This is a genomic window from Rubripirellula obstinata (assembly GCF_001642955.1).
Lineage (GTDB): Bacteria > Planctomycetota > Planctomycetia > Pirellulales > Pirellulaceae > Rubripirellula > Rubripirellula obstinata.
Genome location: NZ_LWSK01000004.1, coordinates 82,335 through 99,349, shown reverse-complemented (window position 1 = coordinate 99,349; position 17,015 = coordinate 82,335). Strand labels below are relative to the sequence as shown.

General features: G+C 54.2%; 11 protein-coding genes. 8 read left to right on the top strand and 3 right to left on the bottom strand.

Going from position 1 to position 17,015, the window contains the following annotated elements:
• The first annotated feature begins 206 nt into the window (after positions 1-206).
• The 8 genes from RC85_RS02510 to RC85_RS02475 all read left to right on the top strand — a co-directional run bounded on the left by RC85_RS02510 (position 207) and on the right by RC85_RS02475 (position 12,598).
• Positions 207-1,286 (top strand): glycosyltransferase, encoded by a 1,080-nt coding sequence (locus RC85_RS02510; RefSeq protein WP_068258322.1) that lies wholly within the window; start codon positions 207-209, stop codon positions 1,284-1,286.
• A gap of 181 nt (positions 1,287-1,467) precedes the next feature.
• Positions 1,468-2,319, top strand: coding sequence for a glycosyltransferase family 2 protein (locus tag RC85_RS02505; protein ID WP_068258321.1), 852 nt, complete (start codon positions 1,468-1,470; stop codon positions 2,317-2,319).
• Between the two features lie 245 nt (positions 2,320-2,564).
• On the top strand, positions 2,565-3,773 hold the full coding sequence (locus RC85_RS02500; protein ID WP_068258320.1) for a type IV pilus twitching motility protein PilT: 1,209 nt from the start codon (positions 2,565-2,567) through the stop codon (positions 3,771-3,773).
• Positions 3,774-3,909: 136 nt separating this feature from the next.
• The gene (locus tag RC85_RS02495; protein WP_068258316.1) at positions 3,910-5,244 is read left to right on the top strand and encodes an ATPase, T2SS/T4P/T4SS family; all 1,335 of its coding nucleotides are present in this window, start codon (positions 3,910-3,912) and stop codon (positions 5,242-5,244) included.
• Between the two features lie 355 nt (positions 5,245-5,599).
• Positions 5,600-6,328 (top strand): 2-C-methyl-D-erythritol 4-phosphate cytidylyltransferase, encoded by a 729-nt coding sequence (ispD, locus tag RC85_RS02490; protein WP_068258384.1) that lies wholly within the window; start codon positions 5,600-5,602, stop codon positions 6,326-6,328.
• 2 nt (positions 6,329-6,330) lie between these two features.
• Positions 6,331-7,641 carry a tyrosine--tRNA ligase gene (gene tyrS / locus RC85_RS02485; RefSeq protein WP_068258314.1) on the top strand — a complete coding sequence of 437 codons (1,311 nt, stop codon included), beginning with the start codon at positions 6,331-6,333 and terminating at the stop codon, positions 7,639-7,641.
• Between the two features lie 25 nt (positions 7,642-7,666).
• Complete coding sequence (gene uvrA, locus RC85_RS02480) at positions 7,667-10,159, top strand: excinuclease ABC subunit UvrA (protein WP_068258312.1); 2,493 nt, start codon at positions 7,667-7,669, stop codon at positions 10,157-10,159.
• A 312-nt stretch (positions 10,160-10,471) separates the two neighbouring features.
• A complete protein-coding gene (locus RC85_RS02475) occupies positions 10,472-12,598 on the top strand; it encodes an esterase/lipase family protein (RefSeq protein WP_068258310.1) in 2,127 nt (708 codons plus the stop codon).
• A gap of 1 nt (position 12,599) precedes the next feature.
• On the opposite strand, the gene RC85_RS02470 is transcribed toward RC85_RS02475, so the two are convergent.
• From RC85_RS02470 to RC85_RS02460, 3 genes are all read right to left on the bottom strand, one after another.
• Complete coding sequence (locus tag RC85_RS02470; RefSeq protein WP_068258309.1) at positions 12,600-13,010, bottom strand: carbon storage regulator; 411 nt, start codon at positions 13,008-13,010, stop codon at positions 12,600-12,602.
• A gap of 643 nt (positions 13,011-13,653) precedes the next feature.
• Positions 13,654-14,844: a group II intron reverse transcriptase/maturase gene (ltrA, locus tag RC85_RS02465; protein ID WP_068258308.1), complete on the bottom strand. Its 1,191-nt coding sequence runs from the start codon at positions 14,842-14,844 to the stop codon at positions 13,654-13,656.
• 916 nt (positions 14,845-15,760) lie between these two features.
• Positions 15,761-16,759, bottom strand: a complete 999-nt coding sequence (locus RC85_RS02460; protein ID WP_068258307.1) for an SDR family oxidoreductase — start codon at positions 16,757-16,759, stop codon at positions 15,761-15,763.
• Positions 16,760-17,015 lie beyond the last annotated feature (256 nt).

The window sequence follows — 17,015 nt, the reverse complement described above, 5'->3', positions numbered from 1 at the left end:
GTATTTGCCGGAGCGTCAGGCTTTGCAATCGCTGTGTTGTTCAATGCACGATCGCCGTAACTCGCTTCACTCGCTACGGCCTACGAAAAAGCCGGTGACTTGCTTGACTGCACTCTATTTCTAGCGGCTCGTCTTGCCTTGCCCCGCGCGATCCTGGTAGTACCGGATTTAGTTGAAGATCCGGCCCCAAGGAAAATGAGTTTCTCGTGACGCTGAAAGATTGGATCCGATTCCCGTTTGATTTTCGTCACGCGCAAGCACTCTTGTCCAGCGAACGATCTGGGGCAATCGGCCTAAACGAACGTCCGATCGTTCTGGATCTAGCGACAACCGACTTCTGCTTCGACTGCGGACGCCATCTGGCCGCGTTGGCTCAGCAAAGTATCGCGATTGGGTCGCCGTTTTTGCTGAGATGCCCGTCGTCTGTCTTGGCAGTGATTGCTCGGAAACAACATGGTCGCGAAATGCTGGCGCTAAGCAACGCAGCCTACCTGACGCCGACCGAACCCTTGCCCGCGAACTGCCTGCGCCTGACCGACCACGACAGCGGCGATGCGACCGCGATTTGGTTGCGAGTCGGTTGCGAACCGGAACCCGGAATGCCCGTGATGCCGTATCCGATGCATCCCGCGACTCTGGACCATTGGCCACCGACAAATTTAGATTCACTACGCGGTGACAGACAACGAGACCATCGCGTTTTCTTTGCCGGAAATCAAAAGCCAAAATACGGCCAGGGAAAACTGAGTCAACAATTTGGCATCATGGATCGCATCGAAGTGATTCGCGCGATCCGAGATCAGTTCCCATTCGCCGATCCCGAATTCATTTGTTTGAAGGATTCGCGTGAATCATCGATCACGGCGGAGGATTGGTTGCCGACGATCGCGACGGCCGACTTCTTTCTTTGCGCCCCCGGGTCATCGCAACCGACTTGTCATCACTTGGTCGAATCGATGGCCGTTGGAACCGTGCCAATTTTGGAATACGACGACCGAGTCACGCCGCGACTGGTTGATGGCGAGACTGCGATCACGTTCCGAGGCCGCGAAGGATTGATCGCGGCAATCGATCGAGTTCTGCGAATGCCAAAAGACGAAATTGCAAACCTGCGAACCAATGCAGCCGCCTTCTTTGACGCTCACCTTTGCCAGGGCAGATTTTTGAAGGGCATCCGCGACGGCAAATTCGATCTACCAACGCGGTCGATCAGCATGCCGTTTCACAACCAGGATTTTTACACCAGCGAAGCTGGAAGTAGTTCGTCACAACAACAAGCAGCGTAACGCCCAACGCCGTGAAGAGTTTTTATCCAGTAAAAACCCATTGTTTTGTTTAGCCGCGTGGGCATCGCCCCGCGCGTTTCGCCCCGCATGGACGCGCGGGGCGATGCCCACGCGGTTAAACAGTTTAGAAACCCTTTACGGCGTTGCGTAACGCCCAACAACCTATGTCATCATCACAACCATGAAACGCACCCCTGATTTCATCAGCGTCATCCTGTCAACTTTTAACCAACCGGAATGGTTGTCCAAGGTGCTGTCTGGGTATGCATGTCAATCGCACGATCGATTCGAGATCATTGTCGCGGATGATGGATCAAGCGTGGAGACCGATCATGTGGTGGACCGCTTTGTTGATCAGTCCAACATCGAAATTCGGCACGTCTGGCATCCCGATGATGGATTTCGCAAGACAACGATTTTGAATCAGGCGATTAAGGTTGCCAGCGGTGACTACTTGTTGTTTTCCGATGGCGACTGCATTCCTCGCAGTGACTTTGTTGCCAAGCATCATCGGCACGCGGAACCGAAAACGTTTCTATCGGGTGGCTACTACAAGTTGCCGATGGGTTTGAGTAAACGAATTTCGGAAGACGATATTTGCAGTGGCGAAGCGTTCGATTTGTCTTGGCTTCGTCGTAGCGGCTTGCCCTTTTCGCATCGCTGGATGCGGATTGCTGCGGGACGTCGGACCGCTGGGGTCTTGAACGCATTGACCACGACTCGGCCGACTTGGAACGGCAACAATTCGTCAGGTTGGCGAGACGACTTGGTGGCAGCCGGCGGGTTTGACCAACGAATGCGGTACGGTGGCGAGGATCGCGAACTTGGCGAGCGACTTGAAAACGCTGGCATTCGCGGCAAGCATGTTCGGTTCGACACCTTGCTGCTGCATCTGGACCATGGCCGCGGGTACGCCAATCCAGAAGACCTGGCAACCAACCAGGCGATTCGCAGCGAAACAAGTCGCAGTGGCCGAATTCGCACTGAATTCGGATTGTCAGAATCTGGTTCGGGCGAACGGATGGCTGCCTAGGAATGGTCCCGGAATAGATTCAGGAGACTGGATTCCACCAAATCCCAACCCGAACGCGTCAGCGAGGGATTTCCACGCAGAACAGTATCCCTCGCTTACGCATTCGGGTTGGGAAGTTGGAAAGTTGCCTCGGGACACTTTCTGATTAGCGTTTTTGCCGGAACTACGGTGCTCTTGTTCCGGCCTGCGTTCGCTTAGAATACAATGCGACCAGAACAATTCTTTTTCCCAACTAAACGTTTCGCATGTCGCATAAAAATGGCTCGGCTCCTCCCACGCCTACTCAACTTGGTGCAGATAATTCAGCGGAAGCAGTTGCCGCTCGACTTCGCGAGAACCTGCTGCAAGAAAAGGGCGAACTGGAAGTCGATAAGATCTTCAAGGCTCTCGTCAAATTAGAAGGGTCCGACCTTCACATGAAAGTCGGCCAACCGCCCATGGTCCGGGTTCGCGGCGAACTCAAACCGCTCAACCGACCGCCGATCGAAGCGGAAGAAATGGTGCGGTTGCTGATCCCGATGATGGACCAACGCAACCTGCTGATTTTTGAAGCCGAAGGCGGCGCTGACTTTTCGCACCTGATGCACGTCGATGGAACACGATGGCGGTTTCGCGTCAACATGTTGAAGTCGCTCGGTAACATTGGATTGGTCGCGCGGCGGATTAGTAACTACATCCCCGATTTCCGCGGCCTTTATTTGCCCGAGTCGATTGAAACGCTTTGTCACTTCGATCAAGGGATGGTGCTGCTCGCTGGCGTGACAGGTTCGGGGAAAAGTACGACGATCGGATCGATGCTGAACTACATCAACAGCATTTATCGAAAACACATCCTGACGTTGGAGGATCCGATTGAATTTATCTTCACCGAAGACAAGTCGTTGATCAATCAACGTGAAATCGGTCAAGACGTTCTGGATTTCTCAGTCGGAATGAAGCACGCGGTGCGGGAAGACCCCGACATCATTTTGGTTGGTGAGCTTCGCGACGAGGAAACGTTCATGACGGCGATCCATGCAGCGGAAACAGGTCACTTGGTGTTCGGGACGATTCACGCGGCGAGTGCATCGACGACGATCGGTCGGATTTTGGATTTGTTCCCCGAAGAAATGCACAATGCCATTCGGTCGGCGATCGCGTTCAACATGAAAGGTATCGTCGCGCAGAAATTGCTGAAGACGATTCGCCCCGATGTTCCGCGAGTTCCAACGTGCGAAGTGATGACCTTCACTCCGATGATTCGCAAGTTGGTGCTGGAAGGCCAGGACCATAAACTGCCCGACGCGATTCGCATCGGTGAAGCCGACGGGATGCAGGACTTTACGATGAGCTTGAAGCAGTTGATCGATGATGAATTGATTGACCGTCCGACTGCGTTCGCGGTTGCCCCGAATAAAGACGCTCTGAAAATGGCGCTCAAGGGCATCGACGTAAAGGCACCGGGTATTTTGTAAGGCCTCGGTATTTATTCAGCGACCTGCCCGTAGCTGATCCCGCCAGGGTTCAGTCAAGCTCCCTACGATCGTGGACTGAACCCTAGCGGGATCAGCTACGTTTTAACACCGTCTTAAAGACAACTGAAACAAAACTATGGCACAAGAAGAACTTCAATTTTGGCAAACGGTGGCTCCCGTCGAGTTTGCCCCCAAGTGTGCTGATCGCACCGAGGCCCAGTCGGTCCTGATTCAAGCTCGCCAGGGTGCTGGTTTTGAAGTTGCAGCGGGCGTGCTGTCTCACGCGATTCAAGGCCGTGCGACTCACATGTTGTTGGACTTTTCCAAAACAGGTTGTGCGATTCGGTACCAAATTGATGGTGCCTGGGAAATGCTGGAACCGCTCGATCGCGAAACCGGCGACGCGATGCTGTATGCACTGAAACAGCTCTGCGAAATGAACCCGGCGGATCGTCGCAGTCAACAATCGGGCGTCTGCGGAATCAAGTTGTCCAAGGATAAACTTGATTTGCATTTGCAGTCCCAAGGGGTTCCCACCGGCGAACGTGTGCTGGCCCGAATCGAGTCGTTGAAGATTCCGTTTGAGCGGATGAGCGATCTGGGGATGCGAGACAAAATGCTGGAGACGTTCAAGGAACAGCTCAACCAAGATTCTGGCATGGTCCTAATTACGGCTCCCAAAGGCGAAGGGCTGACAACGACCTGGACCGTCGCGGTGAACGCGGCCGACCGATTGGTTCGAGACTTCCAATCGTTCGAGAATCAAGAAAGCCCGGAACCGGAAATTATCAACATCAGCCCCAACTTTTTCGGCGGCGATACCGGGCTGACCGAATTGTCGCTGCTCAAAAAGATGATTCTGAAAGAGCCCGATGTTTTGATGTTCCCGGGCCTGCCTGAACCCGAATCGTTGGGCCTTGCGTTGGATCAAGTCGAGAAGATCGAGAAGCAGATCTATACGCGGATTGTCGCCAGCGGTGCGCTCGCCGGCTTGGTTCAGTTTATGGCTCGCTATCCAGATCAGCGGGAACGAATTGCAAAATCAATCGGTGCTGTGTTGGGTCAAAAACTGATTCGGCGTTTGTGTGATAACTGCAAAGTCGGGTTTGAACCGCCGCCGCAATTGCTGAAACAGTTGGGCATCCCACCAGGACGTGTCGCGGTGTTGTACCAACCTTTCATTCCACCGCCGATCGAGCAGCAGGTCGATGAAAACGGACGCCCCGCGCCGCTGGTTCCGTGTGAAGTTTGCAACGCTCGCGGCTATTACGGCCGGATCGCAATTTTCGAGCTGTTGATTCCCGGCGAAAAACTACGTGATGCACTGACCAAAACACAAGACTTGGGACAACTGACCGCGATTGCCAAAGGCGAAGGTTTCCGTGGATTGCAAACCGAAGCAGTGATGACGGTGGCAAGAGGTTTAACAGGATTGGATGAGCTGAAGCGAGCGTTCGCGAAGAAGAAGTAGTCGAATCGTTTAACCGCGCGGGCATCGCCCGGGCTGACGTAGATGCTTGCGTGGAGGGAAACTGGATGGCTTTGGGGATTTGTGGCTGAACGGCCTCGGTGTTGATTGCAAATTGCAAAATGAACATTGCAAAATGTAAATTGATCAGCAAATAACGCTTCCCAAGAATTTTCAATTTGCAATGTTCATTTTGCAATTTGCAATGTTCGACTGGTTCGCTAAAAACCTCTCCCACCGCATTTTCATCAGCCCAGGCATCGCCCCGCGCGTCGTGCTAGCCCCGAACGCGCGGGGCGATGCCCACGCGGCTAAACGAACCACACCTGATCAGTCGAAGCAGGCTCTCACCCAACCGATGCAACCCAAACCAACACCACCGCCTGGCAGTGTCGCCGTCATCGTCCCGGCTGCGGGTAGCGGGCGTCGATTTGGTAGCGAAACGAACAAGCTGTTTGCCAAAATTGATGGTGTCGCGTTGTGGGTGATGTCCGTCCGGCGATTGCGTGACCAACCGTGCGTTGGACGAATCGTGCTGCCGATTGCGGACGCGGATCGAGATTATTTCTTGGTCCAACATGCCGAACTCGCCGAATCGCTTGGCGTCGAGTTTGTTGCTGGCGGCGATCAGCGAAGTGACAGCGTTCGGCAAGGGCTGAAACGGATCGAAGGCGATGAATCCGTGCGCTGGATTGCCGTTCATGATGCGGCGCGTCCTTTGGTTAGTCCCGAAGATCTGCAAACGCTTTTTTCGGTTGTCATCAGCAGCAAAGCGGCAATCTTGGCGGCTCCGTTGTCGGGTACGATCCGCCGAGACCTGGGCAGTCATACGCAAACGGTGAATCGAGAAGATTTGTACGAAGCTTTGACGCCGCAGGTGTTTGATGCGGGGCTGTTGCGGCACGCGTATTCCCATCACAATGGGCGACCCGCCACCGATGATGCGGAACTGGTCGAACGAACGGGACATGCGATTTCCATCGTTCGCGGATCGGCCGACAACTTAAAAATTACTTACCCCGAAGACCTGCTGGTAGCCGAAGCCATCTTGGCTCGCCAACAAGCCCAATCAAATCATGCCCGCTAATCATGCCTGAAAATAAACCCGAAAACTCACTGGTCGAAAACTCACTCATTGGGGAATTGAAGTGGCGGGGACTGATTCATCAATCCACGGATGAAACCGGCCTGCAAAAATTGCTTGATTCAGGCTCTCAAACCGTCTACATCGGCTTCGACCCGACCGCGACCAGTTTGCATGTCGGATCGTTGATGCAGTTGATGATGTTGCGGCGTTTCCAAAAAGCTGGGCATCGGCCAATTGCCTTGGTCGGCGGGGCGACCGGAATGATTGGCGACCCCAGCGGCAAGAGCGAAGAACGAAATTTGCTAACTGCCCAGCAGTTGCAAGAAAACGTGGACGGCGTTGCGGCTCAGATGCGAATGCTGCTTGATTTTGACGGCGAAAACGCTGCGATGTTGCTGAACAATTTTGATTGGATGCAGGGCTATTCTTACTTGGAATTCTTACGCGACGTCGGCAAGAATTTTCCTGTCGGAGCGATGATGGGCAAAGAGTCTGTGCGTTCGCGGTTGGACAGCGAAGCGGGACTTAGTTACACCGAATTCAGTTACATGTTGTTGCAGGCTTACGACTTCGTTTACTTGGCCAAAAATCATGGCTGCCTGATCCAAGCCGGCGGCAGTGATCAATGGGGCAACGTCACTGCGGGCATCGATCTTGGTCGCCGCATGTTGGGTCAGCAATTGTTCGGCATCACCGCGCCGTTGCTGACGACGTCCGATGGCAAGAAGATGGGCAAGACGGAAAAGGGTGCGATTTGGTTGGATCCTGATCGCACCAGTCCGTATGAATTCTTTCAATACTGGCGAACCGTCGATGACGCCGACGTGATGCGATGCATCGCTTACCTGACCGAGATTGACCGCCAGGAATATGATTCGCTTGCCGCCGCCACGGCCTCGGAGCCTGAAAAACGTGCGGCGCAGAATCGTTTGGCCGAGTGGATGACGGTCTTGATCCATGGCGACGAAGGCCTGGCCACAGCGACTCGCGCGTCAGAAATTCTGTTCGGTGGCGAGATCGGTGACGCGACCGACGCCAGCCTTGGTTCGATTTTTGCCGACGTCCCAAGCAGTGAAGTCGATCGTTCAAACCTGGACGGCGACGGATACTGGATCGTGGATGCATTGCAGGCGACCGGCTTAGTAAAGTCGGGCGGCGAAGCCAGGCGTGCGATCAAGGAAGGCGGCGTGTACGTTAACAACACTCGCGAAACCGACGAAAAGAAACGGCTGGCAACGTCTGACCTGGCCAGCGAAACCGTGATGGTTTTCAGACGTGGAAAACGGAAGTACGCGTTGTTGCGATTTGTTTGATTCTCTTTTGTAGCGACGCTCGCCTTTGTCTGTTATCGAAATTCGTGGCGCTCGCGTTCACAACTTGCAGAACGTTGACCTTGATATTCCGCGTGGGAAAATCACGGTCATCACCGGCGTTTCGGGCAGCGGCAAGAGCTCGCTGGCCTTTGATACCTTGTACGCCGAAGGGCAACGGCAATACATCGATTCGCTTTCGGCATACGCCAGACAATTCCTAGACCAGATTCCGCGGCCCGACGTTGATTCGATCAACGGACTCGCGCCGACGCTGGCGATCGACCAAAAGAACACCACTTCTGGTTCGCGCAGCACCGTTGCCACGATCACAGAAATCTACGACTACCTGCGATTGCTTTTTGCTCGCGCGGGCACACCGCACTGCACCGAATGCAACAGCGAAATTGCGACTCAGTCACCCGACGCGATCGCTGATTCGCTGTTGGCTCTTGCCGACAAAACCAAGCTAGTGGTTTTGGCTCCGATGGTCCGTGGACGCAAAGGCGTTCACAAGGACGTCTTTGAATCGATTCAGAAAGCGGGCCTTGTCCGCGTTCGCGTTGATGGCGAAATGTATCCGCTCGAAGACGTCCCGGTGCTGGCTCCACGAAAAAACCACACCATCGAAGCCGTCATCGATCGCTTGGTCATTCGTGATGGAATCGAATCGCGGCTTCGTGATTCGGTCGCGTTGGCACTGCGGTTGGGTGACGGTCTGATCAATTCGATGGTGCAAGATCCATCGGCGAAAGACCGTGAAGTCTGGGACGAGACGTTGTACTCAACCGCGATGGCCTGCCCCGATTGCGGCACAAGTTTCGCCGAAGTTGAACCGCGAACGTTTTCGTTTAATAGTCCCTACGGAGCCTGCCCAACTTGCGAAGGTTTGGGAAAGGTCGGTGAGAATGCGGATGAAGTGTGTCCCGAATGCGAAGGGTCACGGCTCTGCATCCAGGCCAGGCGAGTGACCATTGCGGGCTGTGCGATTCATGAATTGACCGCGATGCCGCTGGCCGGTGCTGGCGATTGGCTTGGCGAGTGTGAGCAATCGCTGACGCCACTTCAGCAAGCCGTCGCACTGCCGATTGTTCGCGAAGTCACGCGGCGAATTGAATTCCTGGGCCGCGTTGGTGTGCATTACTTAACGCTAAGCCGGGCTGCCGACACTTTGTCCGGCGGCGAACTGCAACGTGTTCGATTGGCGACCAGCATCGGCAGCGGATTGGTTGGTGTTTGCTATGTCCTGGACGAACCATCGATCGGTTTGCATCCGGCCGATCATGGGCGATTGATCGATTGCATCAAAGAATTGCAATCGCAGGGCAACACAATTGTGATTGTTGAACACGACGAAGCGACGATGTTGGCGGCTGACCGCTTAGTTGACATCGGCCCCGGTGCGGGGAAGCATGGCGGGCACATCATTGCCGAAGGAACGCCCAAGCAAGTCATCAAGAATCGAAAAAGCCTGACGGGACAATACCTGTCAGGGAAAGAACAAGTCACGATCCCGGATCAGCGTCGGACAGCGAAGCACTGGATCACAATCACCGACGCCAGCTTAAACAATCTGAAAAACGTGACGGCGAAAATTCCGCTGGCGTCACTGGTCGGCATCAGCGGCGTTTCGGGAAGCGGTAAAAGTTCGCTGATCAGCGACACGTTGTATCCCGCTCTGGCGCAAAAGCTGGGTTTGCAAACACCGGCACCGGGACCGTTGAAATCGATTCGCGGTGCGACAAAGATCGACAAACTGGTGCCGATCAACCAGACGCCGATTGGACGCAGTCCCCGTTCGTGCCCAGCGACGTACGCGGGCGTGCTTGACGAGGTTCGCAAGGTCTTCGCAGCCACTCGCCAAGCCAAAACCCGTGGCTTTTCCACCAGCCGATTTAGCTTTAATTCCAAGTCGGGGCAATGCGAACTGTGCAAGGGCCATGGCGTTGAACGGATCGCGATGAATTTCCTGAGCGACCTGTTTGTCACCTGCACGCGATGCGGCGGAAGACGTTTCAATCGCCAAACGTTGCAAGTTCGTTTCAAGGGCGCGAACGTGGCCGACGTGTTGGAAATGTCGATCGATGGTGCGGCGGAATTTTTCGAGAACGTGCCAAAGATTTCTCGCTTGTTGGCATCGCTGCAAGATGTGGGGCTTGGCTATTTGCATCTGGGGCAAGCCAGCACCACGTTGTCGGGTGGTGAAGCCCAGCGAATTAAATTGGGAACTGAATTGGCCAGAGTGTCCACAGGCAGCACGCTGTACTTGCTGGATGAACCGACCACCGGATTGCACTTTGCGGATGTCCAGCGTTTGGTGGACGTGCTGCAGCGATTGGTGGACGCGGGAAATACGGTTTTGGTCATCGAACACAACTTCGATTTGCTGTCAGCCTGTGATTGGATCATCGACATGGGCCCAAGCGGTGGAGCGGATGGGGGCCAGATCGTCGCCGAGGGAACTCCTGAACAGGTCGCCGACAACCCAGCCAGCATCAGCGGCAAGTTTTTCAAGTTTTGAAGCTGGGGCAGTAAGAAACTGTCCTGAAATTGGCGGAATCTGTCGTAGCTGGGCCCGCCAGGGGTCAGTCGAGCCCAGTCGCGGGAAAAACGGGAAGTTATTTAAGTAGGCCGTAGCGAGTAAAGCGAGTTACGGCAGGGCTGCAAAACGCCGTAACTCGCTCCACTCGCTACGGCCTACAAGAAACCTAGCGATTTGGATGCCTGCACCCATGTTTACGTGGAACTCGCGAAACACGTTGACATGCGACCGTGAATCTTCCTACTTTCCGGGCTCTAAATCGTCCCAAGGATCGGGTCATTGTCGCGCAGGATGCCCATTCACGAAATCCGTGCCCACCGTTTGCCAATCAATGCCACCGCGCATTGGGTTCGCGCTTGCGCGATCGTTTGCGTTGGGGTTTCGCTGGTTTTCAGCATCAGCGGTTGTGCAACGACCAGCTATTTGTCCAACCGCAAGGTTCGTGACAATGCGCTCGCATCGACGCTGAATCTGGTCAGCAAAAAGGGGCCGCAGATCAGCGACCGGACTTGGCATACGCTGCGGCGATATGACTTGGATGTCAGCTATCAGAAAGACCACAAAAAATGCTTCCAAGAAATTCGCGAGCGGATTGCTGATACCCCGGACGGCGAACTGATCTACGCGCTCAGCGAATTGTCTTACGTAGAAGGCAAGCTTGCCGAGCATTCAGGTGACATGAGTTTAGCGCTTAACCAGTATGGCGTCGCGCTGACCAACAGCTACGACTATCTGTTTAGTAACGATCTGGGCACGACTCGCAATTTTTACGATCCGCAGTTCCGCGGTGCCTGTGACATTTACAACGAATCGCTCGAAGACACGCTGCGATTGCTTTGCAAAGAGAACCAAATTCAGCCGGGACAAACCTACAGCATTCAAACGCCTGACCGCGAATTTGTGATTCGAACCGAGATGCGGGGCCAATGGAAATCCGACGAATTTGATCACTACGAATTTGTTAGCGATTACGAAATCGAAACACTTCGCAATCGTCACACGACGTACGGTTTGGGCGTTCCGTTGATCGCGGTTCGTCGGACCCAAGATGACCGCAAGGATGCAGAAGAGTACTACCCCGATGGACTTTCCTATTCCGTCACCGCGATGATGCGATGCGTGGAACCTAAGGATGGCGGTCGGCCGGGACAATCAAAAGTTTGTGTATTAGAATTCTTTGATCCGTTAACTGCCAACCAAATCCAGTTGGACAAACAATGGGTACCGCTGGAAACGGACCTGACCACACCGCTGGCATTCTTTTTGGACAGTCCTGAATTTCGTCGCCGCAATAAAGCGACCGAAGGATTGCTGGATCCCAATGAATCGCTGGAGAAAAAAGGGCTCTACATGTTGGAACCCTACGATCCCGACCGAATCCCGGTCCTGATGGTTCATGGTTTGTGGTCGTCGCCGATGACGTGGATGGACATGTTTAATGACCTGCGTAGCTTCCCCGAGATCCGCGAACGCTATCAGTTTTGGTTTTACCTGTATCCGTCCGGCCAGCCGTTTTGGTTGAGCGCGACGCAGTTGCGTGGTGACTTGCAAAAAATGCGTGAAGCGTTTGATCCGGGGCGTCGCGATCACGCGCTTGACCAGATGGTTTTGGTCGGACACAGCATGGGCGGGTTGGTCAGCCGCATGCAAACGATCGACAGTGGCGATGAATTTTGGAAGATCGTTAGCGATGAACCCGTCCATACCGCCGATCAAGCGGTCGCGAAGTTAAAAGGTGACGACGAAGATCGCAACCGACTTGTCAGTGCGTTGTTCTTTCGTCCTAACCAATCGGTTCGCCGCGTCGTCACGATCAGCACACCGCATCGCGGCAGCGAATTTGCGAACGACTACACGCGGTGGTTGGCTCGCAAATTCATCAAGCTGCCATCCAAATCGATCAGCGTGGGTAAACGTCTGGCCCAGAGTAATCCCAAGTTGTTCAAAGACACCGAATTGCTGACCGTCGCAAACGCGATTGATTCGTTGGCACCCGAATCACCAATCTTTCCGGTCATGATGCGGGCGAAACGATCGCCCGGCGTCAAGTATCACAACATTATTGGCGTGCTGGAGAATCCGTCCATTATCACATCACGTGCCGGGCGTGGTGACGGGGTGGTCGATTACGAAAGTGCTCACATGGAAGACGTCGAAAGCGAAGTGATCGTGGACGCCGATCACACAAAAATTCACATGACACCCAAAGCAATTTTTGAGGTCCGAAGGATCCTGTTGGAACACATCAAGTCAATCGATTCCAAGGATCGTGTTGCGGGCCGATCAACCGATCGGATCGCGGTACAACCCGAAGTGCTGCAGTCCGTTCCGGTACAACCAGTGTTCCGCGAGGAACAACAAGTGGATGAATTTGAATACCAGCAGTATCAAAATCTACAGCAAAACCTTCAACGCTGATTCAGCTAGCGGCAACAAAGCCTGACAACGGGGCACGACGCAGTTTGGTTTCTTTTCCGCTTCGTGAAACGGTGCCGACGAACAATTCTGTCTTGGTTGCCGCACTGACGGCATCGGCTTGAGCGACACGATTAGTGCCTGCTTTCGGTTGGCTTTGGCTGGCCTTCAAGTGACCGACCAAGTTTTGAGCTTCCGGGTGAGCAAAGACTTCCGCAGTCGGATCAATTTCGATGCTGGCCTCGACGTCCATTTCAGTGGTATCCAAGCGGTTCAATTCGCCACGCATGATTTTGACATCGCGAGGGGCTTCGATGCCGACTCGGACGCTGCCGCCCTTGATTCGGACCAGGGTGATCTTGATGTTGTCGCCGATCAGGATTTCTTCGTTTGCTTTTCGTGTAAGAACTAACATGGGCAGTCTCCTTCGCCGTTTCGATAAGTGTTAAGTCACAAGTCTTCGTTGGAAGATGATTGGTACTAAAGCAGACCCCGTGCCAAACGAGCCAAAGAAAAACGAGATTAGGCTTCAAGTGGCTTCTGGGTAACGACTTACGTTCATTCGTTAGTTTCCTGGTTCTCGGTTTGAACCAGCGATTGAAGAACTTTCTACAAAGCTTTGAAAGATGTAGGCCGGAACAAGACGCGTCACCGGCGCGATTCCGGCAATACGGTCAGGCAATTGTTCTCGGACAGATGCTCTGCATGCCCTGATCGACGAGCATTTCCCAGTCTAAGGAAATGTTCCAAAATAACTTCCCGGTTTTCCCGTAGCTGGTCCCGCCAGGGTTCAGTCCACTACTAGCTGTCCATGTCAGCTCAATCTTCGGTTAGGAGGTAGCGGAAGTCGCGTAGACTTTCGGCGTCCCCCCTCGTAGCCGAAACTCTTGAGTGGGTAAAGCAGTGGCTAGGTTATCCTAGCCACCGCCTCCCCGTTGTAGCGACAGGGTCAATTCCCTGTATTTACCGGCGTGCGGCTTTCCCGCACCGGGCTACCCCCAGCTGATTGCCTCATAGGCGGTGACGCGGTCCGACCGCGACGCCGACCCAAAGAGGAGTCAGCGTGACGTCTTGCTCATGGTTGTCTGCGTAAAGTCCAGGAGCCCCAACAGCCCAAGTTTGTTCTGAAGGTTTCGTTTTCTCAGACGGTAGTTGTCATTGGACCACTTCCGTTTGAATTTCATGCTGCGGACTCGCATCCGAATCCAACGATCAAGCTTTTGAAAGAGCTTGATACATGTCGAAAACTTCGTGGCGAAAAAGTTCGCCGTGCCTCGAATCACTTGGTTCAGTTTCTTGATTACCTCGGCGTCCAGGTTGTGACACCGACGCGTTATCTCCCGAATCTTCGTCTTGAATTTCTCCTCGGACTTCGTTCGCATCGTTCGTGACTTGCTCGAAAGTCGAAAGCCCAGGAAGTCATAACCCTTCCCGTAACTGGCGATCTTCGTCTTCTCGGGACTCAGTGAGAGTCCGAGTTCGGTCATGACCTCTGTGACTAATTCCAAGGCTGCTTTCGCCTGCACCCGGTCCTTGCACACGACGACGAAGTCGTCGGCGTACCGCACGAAGCGATACCCCGCCTGCTCCAGTCGCCAATCGAGTTTGTTCAACACGATGTTGGCAAGCAACGGACTGATCACACCACCTTGCGGCGTGCCGATCGTGGTGGGTTTGAAAACTCCGTTTTCCATCACACCGGCTGCTAGAAATTTCCAGATTAGATTCAGGATGTTCCCGTCAGCGACTTCTTCCGCCACGGCGTCGACAATCAGCTTGTGAGGAATGTTGTCAAAGAATCCAGCGATGTCGGCGTCCAGGGTGACCCGGTCGCCTTCTTCGTGGAACTCCAACAACTTCTCAATCGCTTTGTGACAACTCCGTTTTGGTCGAAACCCGAACGAGCAATCATGAAACAGCGGCTCGAAGATCGGCTCAAGAAGCCTTCGAATCACCTCCTGTGCGACCCGATCCCGTACAGCCGGAATGCCTAACGGACGAAACGATTTTCCCTTGGCGTCTTTGGGAATGAACACGCGCCGTAGCGGCTTGGCGACAAAGGTATCCCTTGTCTTCAAGTCTCGCTTAAGCGCAGCCAGATTGGCGTCGAGATTTTCCTCGAACATCCCAACGCTGACTTTATCGATTCCCGCCGCGCCACGGTTTCGTTTGACCGCTTTGAAGCTCTGCATCAGCAGTCGGTCGTCGATGCGACCGGTGAGCGAATGCACTTTACGTTTCTTACCCATGAGGGCCATCCTACGTCTTGCTAACTGCCACCGACGGTCCGCTGGGCCACTTGCCGTTGTTCTTTAGCTGCCGGTTGGTCGCTGTCGAGGCTTTGCAGGGCACCGACGGACCATTTGGTGGTCCTTTCGACGTTTTGGCGACTAACGTTGCGGCCTCTGCCGAGCGTTTGCCGATGGACTCAAACTAGGTTTTTCCTTTCATCGCGATACTGGCGACTACTCCGGATCTGCTGTGGTCCCATGCGTTCTGCGGCCTTGGCGTGGGCCGTGATCGCCCCGAGGGTTTCTCGGAGGAAAATTCGCAAGGCGAATGGTTGCCTCTGGCTCCTATCCTTCGCATCACCTCGGATTTCACCGTCGGCTTATACGTTGGCTTACCGTCGATGTCATGCATAACGATCGCCGGACGAAAGGGGGACCTCACCGGTCAAGCTCACGAACCATTTTCCCGAGGTGAACCCACCAACCACCCTGACGCTTGAGCGACGACTAACCGTTTTTGTCGCCGCCCGACGGTCGATCGAGTTGACCGCCATGCTTCACCGGCTCGCGGTAGCTGGCACTTCGTCTAGGCCGAATCGTGGATCCTCCCAAGGTCTTGTTCCTTGGCTCCTTCGATACCACTTTTTAGGGTGACACTAGCTGCTTACCTCCAAAAATGAAGTTCGGGGAACAAGTTCTCGACCAGAACGGACCAGCCGAGGTAGGCTTCGGCCACCTCTGGGCGACCTCACCGTTTAAAGTGAACCGGCTTTCACCGATTCACGACTAAGTTCGTGAACCCTGCGGCTCACGCGCGAGTTCCGCTACCCGAAAATTGAGGTGACGCGGAATACTAGCTGTACCCGACTGAACCCTGGCGGGCCCAGCTACGAAAGATTTGTCCCAAAACCGGGCCGTTGTTTCGTGACAGTTGCTAAGAATCTCGCTGAACCCGGCTTTTCGCCCACTGCAGTGTTGTTTCTAGCCCCTGCAGTAGTTCGGCAGTTGGCTGGTAACCCAGGTGCTGATGTGCGGCGGAGATGTCGGCGTGAGAATGGCGGACGTCGCCGACTCGGTTTTCGCGGTGTTGTGGCTGCAAGTTTGACCCGGCTAATTGTCTCAATGAATGAAACAGTTCGTTGATCGTGGTTTGCTGGCCGTGGGCGATGTTGAACACTTTTCCCGTTGCCGAAGTCGGTGCCGAAACCATTGCCAGGATATTCGCTTGAACGGCGCTGGCGACAAAGGTGAAGTCGCGAGACTGTTCCCCATCACCGTTGATCATCGGTGGTCGATCGTGCAGCAAGGCGTCGATGAACAGCGGGATCGCGGCGGCGTAGGGGCCGTCAGGTTTTTGCCTTGGGCCGTAAACGTTGAAGTATCGCAGACCAATGACTTCAAAGCCGTAGGCGAGCGAGAAGACTTCGGCATACATCTCGTCGACTCGCTTGCTGACCGCGTACGGCGAAAGCGGGCGTCCAATTCGTTCTTCTTTTTTTGGCAACACAGGACTGTCCCCATAGACCGATGAACTGCTGGCGTAGACAAACCTCTTTACGCCGGCGTCTTTGGCGGCAGTCAACATGTTCAAGAAGCCAGTCACATTGGCTTCGTTGGTCGCCAGCGGATTGGCGATCGATCGGGGAACGGATCCAAGTGCCGCTTGATGGCTGATAAAGTCGATTCCCACACACGCGTTTTGGCACGTGACGGGGTCGGTGATGTCGGCGTGGATAAATTCAACGCTGGGTTCAGACAAGAACGGTTCGATGTTCTCGCGTTTACCTTCGCTGAGATTGTCCAAGATGCGAACTTTTCCAACGCCATGGCTAACCAAGTATTCAACGATGTGGGATCCAATGAATCCCGCCCCGCCGGTCACCAGGACCGAGGTTTTTGAGAGGTCGATGTTGTGAAAGGCGTTTGAGTACAAAAGAAGAGTGCAAGGTGAAGAGTGAAGAGTGAAGAGTGAAACGGCCCCTTATCGGGCGAAGTCTGATGAGCAGTCAATGTGTGCTTAGGAATTGTCCTGAAACAATTTCCGTATTTGGCAAAATCTATCGTAGCTGGGCCCGCCAGGGTTCAGTCGGGTACTGCTAATGATGGACTGTGAACTCCTAATGGACTGAAACCTGGCGGGAAGATTTGATTAGACGAAATCCCAACCCGAACGCGTAAGCGAGGGATTT

Excerpts from the sequence above, each read along its gene's own strand:
- RC85_RS02470 (WP_068258309.1), bottom strand. The coding sequence starts at position 13,010 with ATGTTAGTTCTTACACGAAAAGCAAACGAAGAAATCCTGATCGGCGAC.
- RC85_RS02500 (WP_068258320.1), top strand. The coding sequence starts at position 2,565 with ATGTCGCATAAAAATGGCTCGGCTCCTCCCACGCCTACTCAACTTGGT.
- RC85_RS02475 (WP_068258310.1), top strand. The coding sequence starts at position 10,472 with ATGCCCATTCACGAAATCCGTGCCCACCGTTTGCCAATCAATGCCACC.
- RC85_RS02495 (WP_068258316.1), top strand. The coding sequence starts at position 3,910 with ATGGCACAAGAAGAACTTCAATTTTGGCAAACGGTGGCTCCCGTCGAG.
- tyrS (WP_068258314.1), top strand. The coding sequence starts at position 6,331 with ATGCCTGAAAATAAACCCGAAAACTCACTGGTCGAAAACTCACTCATT.
- RC85_RS02505 (WP_068258321.1), top strand. The coding sequence starts at position 1,468 with ATGAAACGCACCCCTGATTTCATCAGCGTCATCCTGTCAACTTTTAAC.
- ltrA (WP_068258308.1), bottom strand. The coding sequence starts at position 14,844 with ATGGGTAAGAAACGTAAAGTGCATTCGCTCACCGGTCGCATCGACGAC.
- ispD (WP_068258384.1), top strand. The coding sequence starts at position 5,600 with ATGCAACCCAAACCAACACCACCGCCTGGCAGTGTCGCCGTCATCGTC.